Source organism: Methanothermobacter sp. (assembly GCF_030055425.1).
Taxonomy (GTDB): Archaea; Methanobacteriota; Methanobacteria; order Methanobacteriales; family Methanothermobacteraceae; genus Methanothermobacter.
In genome coordinates, this window is record NZ_JASFYE010000002.1 from 203,316 (window position 1) to 215,311 (window position 11,996).

Genomic DNA, 11,996 nt, shown 5'->3' on the forward strand with positions numbered 1-11,996 from the left:
GAAGTCTATTGAGCTCCTTTGCGATCAATAATCATACATGAGGTTATAAAAATGAAAAGGCTTTTCGGTACATTTGGTGTTAGGAGACTTGCAAATGAAGTTTTAACACCTGAATTTGCATCTAAACTTGCAGCAGCATATGGTTCCATTGTAGATGGTAAAATCGCTGTTGGAGGGGATACAAGGACATCCACGGTCATGATAAAAAATGCAGTTATATCAGGCCTCCTATCAAGTGGATGCGATGTTGTTGATCTGGGAATACTGCCAACACCGGCGGTCCAGTATGCGGTGAGGAATTACTATGATGGGGGTGTTATCGTAACCGCTTCCCACAACCCTCCAGAGTACAATGGCATAAAATTCGTTGACGCTGACGGTATAGGGATCCCGGATTATATGGAGGAGGAAATAGAGGATATATTCTTCCAGAAAAAATTTAAGAGGGCTTCATGGAATGAGATAGGCCACCTGACAGTCAATCAGGGCATAATAAATGAGTACCAGGAGGAGGTTATAAGGAGGGTCGACGCAGAGGCCATCAGAAAGAGAAATTTCAGGGTGGTGGTTGACTGTGGCTGCGGTGCTGGATCCTACACAATGCCATACATCCTCAGGAAACTGGGCTGCAGTGTTGTGACCCTTAATTCCCAGCCTGATGGGTTTTTCCCTGGACGTGACCCTGAACCTGTCCCTGAGAACCTCTCTGAGCTCATGGATACTGTCAGGTCAACCGGGGCTGATCTGGGGATAGCCCATGATGGCGACGCCGATAGAACAATATGTATAGATGAGAAGGGCCAGTTCGTCCTCGGTGATAGGACCTTTGCCCTTGTTGAGAAGAGGATGCTCCAGGAGAACGGTGGCGGAATAATAGTTACGACAGTTGCGACATCCTCAGCAATATACGACGTGGCAGAGGAGAACAACGGTGAGGTGATTGCAACCGCTGTGGGGGACCTCCTTGTGGCCAGAAAGCTTAAAGAGACAGGGGGTCTCTTTGGAGGCGAGGAGAATGGTGGTCTGATATTCCCTGATTTTGTATATGGGAGGGACGCTGCCCTTACAGCCGCAAAAATCCTTGAGATAATGGCACATGAAGGAAGGCACCTCTCTGAACTTGTATCAGAGCTGCCATCATATTACTCTGAGAAAAAGAAGATAAAATGTCCCGATGAAATCAAGGGGGATGTCATGAAACTGGTGGCTGAAATGGTGAGCAGTGAACCGGGTGTGAGGGATATAGATACAACCGATGGTGTTAAAATCTTCAGGGACGATGGTTGGGTTATAATAAGGCCGTCAGGTACAGAACCAATATTCAGATGCTTTGCAGAGTCAGACACCCAGGAAAATGCCACTAAAATGGCTGAATGGGGAATATCCCTGGTGGAAGAGGCCATTGAGAAACTTGGGAAGGTCTAGAGGTTTTCAAGGCACTCCTCCAGGAGTATCTCAGCATCCTCATTTTCAGGGTTTAACTGGAGGGCCCTGCTGAATGAATCCAGGGCCTCTTCAAATCTTTCAAGTTCCAGCAGCGCAACACCTAGGTTGGTCCAGTAGACATCATTCTCTGGATCCATTTCAATGGCCCTTCTGTAGCATTCAACGGCCTCTTCAAATCTTTCAAGCTCAAGGAGGGCGTTGCCCTTACGGTTCCAGAGATGGGGGTCCTGTTCATCTTCAAGGGCCAGTTCAAGGGCATTGTTGTAGGATTCCAGGGCATCCTCCATCCTTCCAAGTTCCGAGAGAAGGTTTCCCCTTGCTGTCCATAATTCAGCATTCCGGGGGTCCCTTTCAATTGCCTTCTCATAGAATTCAAGGGCTTCAACCGGTTTTTCAGCCACCTCGAGCATAACACCCCTCCAGTAAAGCAGGGCAGGGTCCTGGGACCTTATCTTCAGGGCCCTTGAACTGGCCTCAAGTGCCTCATCCACTTCACCGGCGTTAAGGAGGGTTATGGCCATATTGTTCCATATATATGGATTTTCGGGATCTATTCTTATGGCTCTCCTGTAGTTTTCAAGTGCTTCATCGAATCTCCCAAGCCTTGTGAGATTGTCTGCCAGTCTGTTGAGCACGTAAACATCGTCAGGGTCAATGCGGAGGGCTGCAGTGTAGCACAGGCGGGATTTATTGAATTTTCCTGAATCAAAGAGTATGTCAGCCCTCCTGGTTATCATGGCCTTTTCATCGATCTTTTTGCCCTCCCATTCCTCCACTGGAAGCTTCCTGAACCTTATAACCTGGAATTCGGTTTCATCATCCACGTCGCCCTGGTACATCCTTTTGAATTCTTCCTCCAGTTCCCTGGCATCCCTGAAACCATCCTCCCTTGCCAGTTCATCGTTTTTCCTGAGCTCAGCGAACCTGACGGTTTCAACGTCTGTGACCACTGCCTCGAATACCTTCTCTCGGTCCTTGGAGACAAGGTTCCAGTAGCAGTGAAGGCGATCACCCACCCTGAGGGGTCTCTTCCATTTCCGGCGTATGGTCATGGTCCTTTTCCCGGTTACAAGGTCGATGTCCCTGCTGCTGAATGATAGTATGGGCAATTTGGTATCTCCCCCGATTATTGAATTTCTTCCTCTCCGAACTCCTCGGTACGTATCTTAACCTTCCTGAAATATTTTTTAATCTTGAGGGCAAGGTCCCTGAGCATGCGTGGTGATGGGGGCTCAAGGTCCTTCAGTTTTTCATCCAGGACCACCCTGTTTCTGAACTGCTGGATAACGTAGATGTCACAGTCTATGGACTCTGCGATAATCTTAAGGTCCTCCTCGTCCATGAGGTCCGGCACAAAGGTTGTCCGGCACTCAACCGTAACATCTGAGCCTCTAAGAAGACTGAGGCTCTCCCTCACACCATCACATCTGACGCCGGCAAGTTCCCTGTAACGGTGGAAGGGGGCCTTCACATCCACTGCAACATAATCAAGTAGGGGCAGCAACCTCCGGAGGGCCCCAGGGGAGTAACCATTGGTGTCAAGTTTTGTATGGAGCCCCAGGGAACGTGCGTGCCTTAGTACTACCTCAACATCATCCACCTGGAGGAGGGGCTCACCACCACTCACCACGACGGCATCAACAAAGTCGGCGTATTTTTCCATATCCTCCAGGATATCTGAGAGATCAGCCTCCACACCACCGTCTATGAGTTCAGGGTTATGGCAGTAGGGGCACCTGAAGTTACACCCTGCTGTGAATATCACAAGGGAGAGTTTACCTGGATATTCAAGGGTTGAAACTGCCATTGAACCTATTTTCATTTAAATCACGGAATGATCTCGGCGAGAACCTCAAGGAACCGTTTATCCTCCTCAAGGGTTCCAACACTCACCCTTATCCAGTACTCATCGAGACCTGAAAATGAGGTACAGTCCCTCACGATGATCCCCCTCCTGAGGAGCTCCTCTGCAAGTTCAGCGGCGGTTTTACCGGTACCCCTCACATCAAGTAGGATGTAGTTTGCATATGATTCAAATACCCTGAGGCTTTCAAAATTCTTAAGTTCCCCATAAAGGTATTCCCTGCTCCTTATGGAGTACTCTGCAGATTTTTCTATGTAATCCCTGTCATGGAGGGTTGCAAGGGCCGCTGCATGGGATAGCCTTGTGAGACTGAATACAGGTTTAACCCGGTGCATGTATTCTATAACACCGGGACTTCCAAGACCGTAGCCTATCCTCATGCCTGCAAGACCCATTACCTTGGAGAAGGTCCTCATTATAAAGATGTTCTCATGGTCAGATATGAGGTCCACGTTGCTGACACCTGCAAATTCAAAGTAGGCTTCGTCAACAACCACAAGGGCGTCTGTGGACTCTGCAACAGCCTTTATATCCTTCTTATCTATAAGACCCCCTGTGGGGTTGTTGGGTGTGCAGAGAAAGACCAGGCGGGCTGATTCATCAATGGCATCAAGGACCGATTCAAGGTCAAGGCGGTTCTCCTCAACATCCCACCGTGCATGAACAGGCCTTGCATCATGTGCCTGGAGGGTGTATTCATAGTACATGTATGATGGCATCGGCACAACGAAGGCGTCTCCCGGGTCAATGAATGTTCTACCCAGGACATCGATGATCTCATCTGCACCATCACCACCCACTATGACCTGATCCCCATCGACGCCCGCATAATCTGCTATGGCCTCATAAAGATCTTCAAGGTTTGATTCAGGGTACCTGTGGGCGGATTCGAGTTCCCCCGCCATAGCCTTAACCGCGGCTGGTGATGGACCCAGGGGGTTCTCATTGGACCCCAGCTTGATTATATCACTCTCTTTGAGGCCATAATTCTCTGCTATCTCCTTTATGGATCTTCCAGGTACATATGGCTCCATTTTATGAATTACTGGACGAACTCTGAACATAGAATCACTCTTCAGTTTATATTTACAGTTATAGGCCCTGTTTGGTTTCAGTCTTCATATTCCTGCGCCAGGTGGAAGTACCTCTCTGCATTCTCCCTTATGGACTCTATCTCCTCATCATTGAGCTCCCTGACAGCCCTTGCAGGAACACCCATGATGAGACTTCCGGGCGGGAAACTTTTACCTGAGGTAACAACCGCACCTGCACCTACAATTGAATTTTCAGCCACAAGGGCCCCGTTGAGGATGGTTGAGTTCATGCCCACCAGCACATTGTCCTGTATGGTGCATCCATGGAGAACCGCGGCGTGACCCACAGAGACGTAATCCCCCACCTTCACAGGGTAGCCGCTGCTTGCGTGAACAACACAGTTATCCTGGATATTTGAACGGCATCCTATCCTTATGGGTTCTATGTCACCCCTCAAAACAGCATTGTACCATACAGATGAGCCATCACCTATCTCAACATCCCCTATTATCATGGCGCCTTCAAATACACGGTAAGACACAGTAAAACCCCCATCAGTCCCTTATAATGTACTCCTGTTTGAGTATCACAAGTTTATCAGAGGGTACATCCTCGTATATGACGCAGCCGGCACCGATACGGGAACCCTTCCCAACCTTGACACCGGGATTGAAGCTTGAGTTTATACCGGTCTTCACACCATCCCCGAAAACTGCTCCAAGCTTCCTGCGGCCCGTGTCCACAGACTCCTCCTTAACCCTCATATGCACAGAACCATCATCAAAACGCAGATTGGCTATATTGGTACCTGCGGCTATGTTGCAGTCTGCACCTATGACAGAGTCGCCCACATAGCTGAGGTGGTTGACGTTGGTACCATCCATTATGATGGAATTCTTGATCTCAACAGCATTACCGATGCTCACTTTATCCCCTATACATGTATGGGCACGGAGGTAACAGTTGGGCCCTATATCACAGTCTTTACCGATGTAAACCGGGCCCTGGATGTAGGTACCTGACCTTATAATGCTTCCATCACCCACCACCACCGGCCCGTGGATGGTCACACCATCCTCCACTTCCCCATGAATGGACCTCTCAAGGCCATTCATGAGCTTTTCGCTGGCATCCAGGAGCTCCCATGGCCTTCCAACATCTATCCACTCCCTCTCTGATACTATGGCCCTTACTGGGAGGTCATCCCTCACCTGCATCATTATGGTATCTGTTATCTCGTACTCTCCCCGAGGGGAGAGGGGAGTCTGTTCTATGTAATCAAAGACCGCTGGACTGAACACATATATACCGGTATTTATGAGGTTCCCTGCATCAACATCAGGGGATGGTTTTTCGATTATCTCCCGCACCCGGTCACCCTCAAGCCTTACAGCCCCAAATGAACTCGGGTCGGGAACCTCACGGAGAACCATCAGGGTTTCGGGTTTCATATCACTGTAGGCAGATATCAGATCACTCACAAGCTGTGGGTCGGTTATTATGTCACCGTTCAGGACTATGAATTCGTCACTCACCATACTTGCAGCCTGGCCTATTGCATGGGCTGTTCCAAGGCGTTCATCCTGTTTCACGTAGCTTATGTTGACCCCAAATTCGGATCCGTCACCGAAGTGGGACCTCACCACATCCTCACGGTAACCGGTTATCATGATTATATCACTGACACCGTTATCCCTGAGGGAATCCACACTGTACTCCACCATGGGTTTGCCTGCAACCGGCAGCATGGTCTTGGGCCTTGTAAGTGTGAGTGGCCGCATTCTTGTACCCTCACCAGCAGTCAGGACAACAGCCTCCATATTGATCACCCTATCATATTTTCAAGGTAAGCACGGGTCTTCTGATGGATCTGACGGGCCTCCTCGTCGGTCTTACCCTCAAGGGTTATCCTTATATATGGCTCTGTCCCTGAGGGCCTCACAAGAACCCAGCTTCCATCCTCCATTGATATACGGACCCCATCTATAGTGTTGATCTCCGTAGCGCCGGCAAATTCACGGCTGAGTTCAGAGGCCACCCTCTCCATCACTGGTGCCTTCCTATCATCGGGGCATGGAACCTTATCCCTTATATTTGGGTAGGAGGGCACCTCATCCAGGAGCACCGAAAGGGGACCCTTCCGTGAGATGAGCTCGGCCACCCTGAGGGCTGAGAGTATTCCATCGGGGCACATGCAGAAGTCAGGGTGCAGCCAGGTCCCTGATGGTTCTCCTCCGAAATCAGCGCCCTCCTCTGCGATGGAGTTTGCCACATGGACATCACCCACCCGTGTCCTTATGACCTGGCCGCAGTCTCCAAGGCATTCATCCACACAGAGGGATGCATCCACGGTTGTGATGATCTTGCCCCCTATCTCCCTTGCCATGAGGGCAAGGAGTTTATCGAAACTTGCGAACCTTCCCCTGTCATCCACCGCGACCATCCTGTCGGCGTCACCATCATGGGCTATCCCCAGATCAGCCCCGGTTGACCTGACAGTATCCATGAGCTCAGAGAGGTTCTCAGGGACAGGTTCAGGGTCACGTCCAGGGAAAAACCCATCAGGCTGGGAATTAAGGGTCACAACACTGCATCCTGCCATCCTGAATATGAGCGGTGATAGGTGGGAGGCTGCACCGCAGCCACAGTCAATTACAACCTTGAGGGGTCTTTCAATCTGGACCATCCCAGCGACGGCATCTGCATAGTCATCCCTGAGGTCAGCTTCCCTCACTGATCCGATACCATCCCACCTCCTCCTATTAAATTCTCCCGAATGAATGATTGACTCTATGACGCGCTCCTGTGATGGACTGTAGGCCATTCCATCAGGGTTCCAGAGCTTTATGCCATTGTAGGGGGCGGGGTTGTGGGAAGCGGTTATCATCACACCTGCTTCAGCACCCAGCCTTGAAGTGGCGTAACCAACAAGGGGTGTTGGCACCATTCCAAGTCTGATGACGTCACAGCCACACTCGATTATCCCTGCAATCAGGGCACTTTCAAGGAGCTGGCTGGATGTTCTCGTGTCGTAGCCAACAACGACCTTCCCTTCTCCCAGGTGGGTTGCAAGGGCCCTTCCAACATCCACCGCAAGTTCAAGCGTCACCTTTTCCCCGAAGCGGCCCCTTATGCCAGATGTCCCGAATAATCTCTTTTTTTGCTTCATTTTAAGCCCCGAATTTTTCCTTTCTGTTCATGAGGTCAAGGAGTATGTCCATGACATCAGATCCCCTTATCCTGCAGAGGCCACCAGCAGATGCGGCCCTCTCACCGAATACACTCACATCATCAACCCTGACCTCTGGCCCGTTTATTGTGATGGGGACAGGGTCCCCTGTGTGGTCCATTACGGATACCGGTGTTGAATGATCCGCAGTGAGTATGAAGTAGATGTCATCGCGTATAAGGTCACCGAGGATGGAGTCAACCCTCTCTATGAACTCAACCTTACCCTCAAGGTCCCCATCATGACCAGCCTCGTCTGCACCATCTATGTTTATGAGCAGAAACTCGTATTCATCATCAAGGGCATCCTTTATCGCATTCTTTATACTCTCCAGGTCGGTGTCTGTACCACCGGTGGCCCCTTCAACATCAATCACATCCATTCCTGTGATGTGCCCTATACCCCTTATGAGGCCCGTTTCAGCGATACAGGCCGCTCTAAGACCGTAGCGTTTCTCAAATTTTTCAACGTCAGGAACAGCACCCGCACCCCGTGGCAGTATTATATTTGCAGGCGCCTCCCCTTTTTTGATTCTTTCGGTGTTCACTGGATGGTCCCTGAGGATTTCATAGGATTCCCTCACAAGACTGTTAAGTATATCGGCGGTTTTCTGTGATTCAGGGGATCCATCAAGGGCCTTCACCTTCTTTGGAGGCTTTCCTTCAGTCTTGGGGTCTGCATCTGATACGTTATCACCCAGCCCGGGACCCCTGAGGACCAGGACGGCCCTGTGGCCTGTTGACTCCCTGAAGATTATTTCAACGTCCTCAAATCCATCGAGGGTCATTGAGTTGATGGTCTCAGCTATCTGGGATGTCCCTGACCTTATTCTTCCTGCCCTCCTGTCGGTTATCACAAGGTCATCGTCTGCGGTTGCAAAGTTGCATCTGAACGCAATGTCCCCTGGCCTCACATCCAGCCCCACACCAGCGGCCTCGAATGGGCCCCGTCCGGTGTATACACTGTAGGGGTCATATCCCAGTATTGAGAGGTGTGATGTGTCGCTTCCTGCACGGACCCCTGGTCTTATGGGATCCATTATACCATTGATACCTGAACTGGCCAGCCTGTCCATATTAGGGGTTTCTGCGGCCTCAAGAGGTGTTTTATCCCCGAGGCTTTCAATGGGGCGGTCGGCCATTCCATCTATTATCATTATTACCCCTTTCATGATTCACCCACCTTCCTAGATTTATGGATCTCTATGCTAATAAAATTCCTATAACTGCCCCTGTTACCGTTGCAAGGAGGTTAACATGCTCATTGTTGAGGTACTTCCTTCTCTCAAGGACGGCCCCCAGGAGGCTGTCCATGAAGCAGCCCACAGTACCTGCAATCACGGCTATTTTCATTGATTTAAATGGATCTGGACATACGCCAAGCAGAAAAGCTGATAAACCAATTATACCGGCCCCTACTATCCCCGCGGCGGTTCCAGCAACGGATATACCCCCATCTGTCCCGGGTTCCACCCTCTGGAGTGTTGTTATGAGGCGCGGCGTCTGCAGAATACCGATTTCACTTGCCATGGTATCGGCGGTCGCGGTTGCAACGGATCCTATGAACCCTCCGAAGAATCCATCATAGTATCCAAAGGCAGCCATTACAAAGGGCACTATTCCGTTGGATATGACATTCTTGGCACTTCTTGTTCCCTCAAAAACTCCAATGTATTTCTTGTATTCATGCCTGTACTTTGTTGAGAGAAGGCCAAGGATCAGAAAAATAAAAATGAGGATCAACCAGTTAAAACCGGCAGATAATATTATGAGCAAGCCCATAAGGACCATGAAGAGGGATCCCCATACATCAAGCGCACCTCTCTGGTATGTTAAAAATCCAATGAATACGCACAGAAGCACGTATCCAATGTTAAGGTCTGTCATGGGGGTCCCGGTCCATTTTTCAGGCTGGTTCCTCTAGAACCCTTGTTTTTATTATCTCAACCCTCTTGAGGGGGTATATCTTCTTTGCCTGGTGGTATATCTCTGAGGCGATCTTTCCTGTTACAATCCCCTCAACGAATTCCTCGAAGGTCTTTTCAGAGGCTATCTCCTTCACGTGTTCCTCTATGCTCTGCCTCATGTATTTCTGCTGTGAGGACTTGGCCCTCCTGATTGTTATGGCCAGTGGATGGACCTTGAGTTTGTAACCATCCTTTGTTTCAACTATAACCGGGGCATCGACCCTGCTCGTACCCCTCCTTATCATGCTCCTGACGTAGTCTGTTGTGACCTGGTGGCCTATGAATTTGGTGGTCGCCTCACTTCCGGCAACGTTGTTTATCTGGAACTTCAGTTTGACGTACTGCTTTGAAAAGTCGCCTGTCAGTTCCCTCATTGTTGCCTCAACCCTCCTCTTGAGGAGGAAATCAGGGTCCCTTGATGGTGTTGTCCCTATATCGTTTTCTCCAAACATTTTAGGACTCTTTATCACATACCATTTCTTCTCTTTCCATGTATCACGTACTCTCCTTCTTCGAGCCTTTGCCATTATATCACCTTAAATTTAACACCGTAAAAACAGCTGGTTTAATATAATTCAAAAAATTCATCTTAACTGGTTAAACCATGATAGGAAGTTTCTACACCGCCAGTTATGAATAGTCTATAATTATGATGAGGCAGTATTTAAACCTTGACATCATGAGGGTATATGGTTCACCTTAAGCGGGGATTCACCTGCTGTGCGGGGTCCAATTTTGTGGAGTGCGTCAGGGATCTTCATATGGGGGAGTTCATGAATTCAAAGTGCCTCACCCACCTTTCCAGGACCTCACCAACCGGCCCCTCATCGGCCACAAATTTCAAACCAGCATCATCGATTCCCATCTTCCCTTTCAAGCCCACCTGGACCGCTATTACAACATCACAGTCCATTATGGAATCGAGAACCTTTCTCCACTGATGCTTATCACCTTCAGAGATATCAACCGTTCTCTCCTCCACGAATTCCATTTTTCCATCACTGTAATCATATATTAAAAGTTTTGATGCCCTTCCAAAGTGGAGGTCCACCTCCTCCCCGCTGGAGGAGGCGACTGCTACCCTCATATTACTCCCCGCTGTGAATCCTCTTTATGAGTTCGGCCACGTTTTCCCCGAAGCGCCTTATGGTTTCGATTCCCTCATCATCATCCTCAACCTCGCCTGGGGCCCATCCAAATACCATGTTCCAGTAGGTTGAACCGGGGACTATCATGTCATTTATGAAGTAGAACATGAGGAGTTCCTGTATCGTTGCTGTGTGGCCTCCCCTCCTTGCAACTGCGATGGGGCCCCCAACCTTCCAGCTCAGGAAGCCGTCTGATACCCTTGAAACCATTCCGATACGCTGCAGGGCTGACATGAGGTCACCCCTGGCTGTGCCAAAGTAGACAGGGGTTGCAACTATAAACCCATCGGCCTCCCTTATCCTGTCAATTATCCCGTTGAGGCCATCGTCGATCTTGCAGCGGTGCTTCTTTGCACAGCTGAGGCAGGCCCGGCAGGACTCTATATTCATCCCCCGGAGGGATACTATCTCACATTCAACACCACGACTCTCCACCGCATCCCTGCAGTGCTCAAGGACCATCATGGTGTTACTTTTCTTCCTTGGACTTGCAGATATCATTAAAACCTTCAAGGACATTCCTCCATATTTTCATTAACATCAGCGCCGCTGAGGGCACTCTGACAGCTACAGGTAGGCTCGCCGGGAAGCTTCAAAATTGCCCCCTCAAGCGTTTCTATGAGATCCTCCCTCCTCTCTTCCATAACCTCAAAAACCTCTGTGATGGTGAGCTTTGAGGGTGATATGGATGCAGCGTAGTTTGAGACCAGGCATATGCTTGCATAGCACATCTCGAGTTCCCTTGCAAGCACGGCTTCGGGGATTCCGGTCATCCCAACAACGGTGCCCCCGAGTGACTGGAACATCCTTATCTCGGCGGCTGTTTCAAACCGCGGCCCCTCGGTGCAGACGTATACTCCTCCATCAACGGCGTCTGATGAATTCACCAGAGCAGAGCGGAGGTCCCTGCAGTAGGGCTCCGTCATGTCCACGTGGACTGTCCTCTCATCATAGAATGTTGAGGGCCTGCTTTTTGTGAAGTCCAGGAAGTCGTCCGGGACGACAAATTCCCCGGGCCCTATGGATTCTTCAAGGGAACCCACAGCGTTTGTTGCTAGTATCTGCCTGACACCCAGCTTCTTCAGGCCCCAGATGTTTGCCCTGTAGTTGACCATGTGGGGTGGGCTCTCATGGCCCCGGGAGTGCCTAGGCATGAATGCCACATCCCTGTCATGAAGCCTGAAAACTGATATTTCAGGTGTTCTGCCGTATGGTGTCTCCAAGGATTCCCTTCCGATTATCCTTCCATGCTCCACTATCTCGTATACCCCTGTGCCTCCGATGAGCCCTATCATTGATTCACCGCCA

At 49.9% G+C, this 11,996-nt stretch carries 13 protein-coding genes; 1 reads left to right on the top strand and 12 read right to left on the bottom strand.

What is annotated here, in order from left to right:
• The first annotated feature begins 18 nt into the window (after positions 1-18).
• Entirely contained in the window at positions 19-1,425 is a 1,407-nt protein-coding gene (gene glmM, locus QFX39_RS03360) for a phosphoglucosamine mutase (RefSeq protein WP_300477497.1), read from the top strand.
• Here glmM (QFX39_RS03360) and QFX39_RS03365 read toward each other — a convergent pair.
• The 12 genes from QFX39_RS03365 to mtnP all read right to left on the bottom strand — a co-directional run bounded on the left by QFX39_RS03365 (position 1,422) and on the right by mtnP (position 11,983).
• Positions 1,422-2,555: a tetratricopeptide repeat protein gene (locus QFX39_RS03365; RefSeq protein ID WP_300477498.1), complete on the bottom strand. Its 1,134-nt coding sequence runs from the start codon at positions 2,553-2,555 to the stop codon at positions 1,422-1,424. The two genes, glmM (QFX39_RS03360) and QFX39_RS03365, sit on opposite strands and share 4 nt — an antisense overlap.
• A 17-nt stretch (positions 2,556-2,572) precedes the next feature.
• The gene (locus QFX39_RS03370; protein ID WP_300477499.1) at positions 2,573-3,268 is read right to left on the bottom strand and encodes an anaerobic ribonucleoside-triphosphate reductase activating protein; all 696 of its coding nucleotides are present in this window, start codon (positions 3,266-3,268) and stop codon (positions 2,573-2,575) included.
• A 5-nt stretch (positions 3,269-3,273) separates the two neighbouring features.
• Complete coding sequence (hisC, locus tag QFX39_RS03375) at positions 3,274-4,374, bottom strand: histidinol-phosphate transaminase (RefSeq protein WP_300477500.1); 1,101 nt, start codon at positions 4,372-4,374, stop codon at positions 3,274-3,276.
• A gap of 47 nt (positions 4,375-4,421) precedes the next feature.
• Positions 4,422-4,859, bottom strand: a complete 438-nt coding sequence (locus QFX39_RS03380; protein ID WP_300477576.1) for a gamma carbonic anhydrase family protein — start codon at positions 4,857-4,859, stop codon at positions 4,422-4,424.
• Between the two features lie 40 nt (positions 4,860-4,899).
• Positions 4,900-6,165 (bottom strand): bifunctional sugar-1-phosphate nucleotidylyltransferase/acetyltransferase, encoded by a 1,266-nt coding sequence (gene glmU / locus QFX39_RS03385; protein ID WP_300477501.1) that lies wholly within the window; start codon positions 6,163-6,165, stop codon positions 4,900-4,902.
• A 5-nt stretch (positions 6,166-6,170) separates the two neighbouring features.
• The gene (gene glmM / locus QFX39_RS03390) at positions 6,171-7,514 is read right to left on the bottom strand and encodes a phosphoglucosamine mutase (RefSeq protein ID WP_300477502.1); all 1,344 of its coding nucleotides are present in this window, start codon (positions 7,512-7,514) and stop codon (positions 6,171-6,173) included.
• Position 7,515: 1 nt separating this feature from the next.
• On the bottom strand, positions 7,516-8,745 hold the full coding sequence (locus tag QFX39_RS03395) for a 2,3-bisphosphoglycerate-independent phosphoglycerate mutase (RefSeq protein ID WP_300477504.1): 1,230 nt from the start codon (positions 8,743-8,745) through the stop codon (positions 7,516-7,518).
• A 31-nt stretch (positions 8,746-8,776) separates the two neighbouring features.
• Positions 8,777-9,460 carry a TIGR00297 family protein gene (locus QFX39_RS03400; RefSeq protein ID WP_300477505.1) on the bottom strand — a complete coding sequence of 228 codons (684 nt, stop codon included), beginning with the start codon at positions 9,458-9,460 and terminating at the stop codon, positions 8,777-8,779.
• A gap of 19 nt (positions 9,461-9,479) precedes the next feature.
• Positions 9,480-10,067: a 30S ribosomal protein S3ae gene (locus tag QFX39_RS03405; RefSeq protein WP_013295016.1), complete on the bottom strand. Its 588-nt coding sequence runs from the start codon at positions 10,065-10,067 to the stop codon at positions 9,480-9,482.
• Between the two features lie 230 nt (positions 10,068-10,297).
• On the bottom strand, positions 10,298-10,627 hold the full coding sequence (locus QFX39_RS03410; protein WP_300477507.1) for a NifB/NifX family molybdenum-iron cluster-binding protein: 330 nt from the start codon (positions 10,625-10,627) through the stop codon (positions 10,298-10,300).
• 1 nt (position 10,628) lies between these two features.
• Positions 10,629-11,207 (bottom strand): flavodoxin family protein, encoded by a 579-nt coding sequence (locus QFX39_RS03415; RefSeq protein ID WP_300477509.1) that lies wholly within the window; start codon positions 11,205-11,207, stop codon positions 10,629-10,631.
• Positions 11,198-11,983 carry an S-methyl-5'-thioadenosine phosphorylase gene (mtnP, locus tag QFX39_RS03420; protein ID WP_300477511.1) on the bottom strand — a complete coding sequence of 262 codons (786 nt, stop codon included), beginning with the start codon at positions 11,981-11,983 and terminating at the stop codon, positions 11,198-11,200. The genes QFX39_RS03415 and mtnP overlap by 10 nt, the downstream gene beginning before the upstream one ends.
• Positions 11,984-11,996: the final 13 nt, after the last annotated feature.

Excerpts from the sequence above, each read along its gene's own strand:
- QFX39_RS03370 (WP_300477499.1), bottom strand. The coding sequence starts at position 3,268 with ATGAAAATAGGTTCAATGGCAGTTTCAACCCTTGAATATCCAGGTAAA.
- hisC (WP_300477500.1), bottom strand. The coding sequence starts at position 4,374 with ATGTTCAGAGTTCGTCCAGTAATTCATAAAATGGAGCCATATGTACCT.
- QFX39_RS03380 (WP_300477576.1), bottom strand. The coding sequence starts at position 4,859 with ATGATAATAGGGGATGTTGAGATAGGTGATGGCTCATCTGTATGGTAC.
- glmU (WP_300477501.1), bottom strand. The coding sequence starts at position 6,165 with ATGGAGGCTGTTGTCCTGACTGCTGGTGAGGGTACAAGAATGCGGCCA.
- glmM (WP_300477502.1), bottom strand. The coding sequence starts at position 7,514 with ATGAAGCAAAAAAAGAGATTATTCGGGACATCTGGCATAAGGGGCCGC.
- QFX39_RS03395 (WP_300477504.1), bottom strand. The coding sequence starts at position 8,745 with ATGAAAGGGGTAATAATGATAATAGATGGAATGGCCGACCGCCCCATT.
- QFX39_RS03400 (WP_300477505.1), bottom strand. The coding sequence starts at position 9,460 with ATGACAGACCTTAACATTGGATACGTGCTTCTGTGCGTATTCATTGGA.
- QFX39_RS03405 (WP_013295016.1), bottom strand. The coding sequence starts at position 10,067 with ATGGCAAAGGCTCGAAGAAGGAGAGTACGTGATACATGGAAAGAGAAG.
- QFX39_RS03410 (WP_300477507.1), bottom strand. The coding sequence starts at position 10,627 with ATGAGGGTAGCAGTCGCCTCCTCCAGCGGGGAGGAGGTGGACCTCCAC.
- QFX39_RS03415 (WP_300477509.1), bottom strand. The coding sequence starts at position 11,207 with ATGTCCTTGAAGGTTTTAATGATATCTGCAAGTCCAAGGAAGAAAAGT.
- mtnP (WP_300477511.1), bottom strand. The coding sequence starts at position 11,983 with ATGATAGGGCTCATCGGAGGCACAGGGGTATACGAGATAGTGGAGCAT.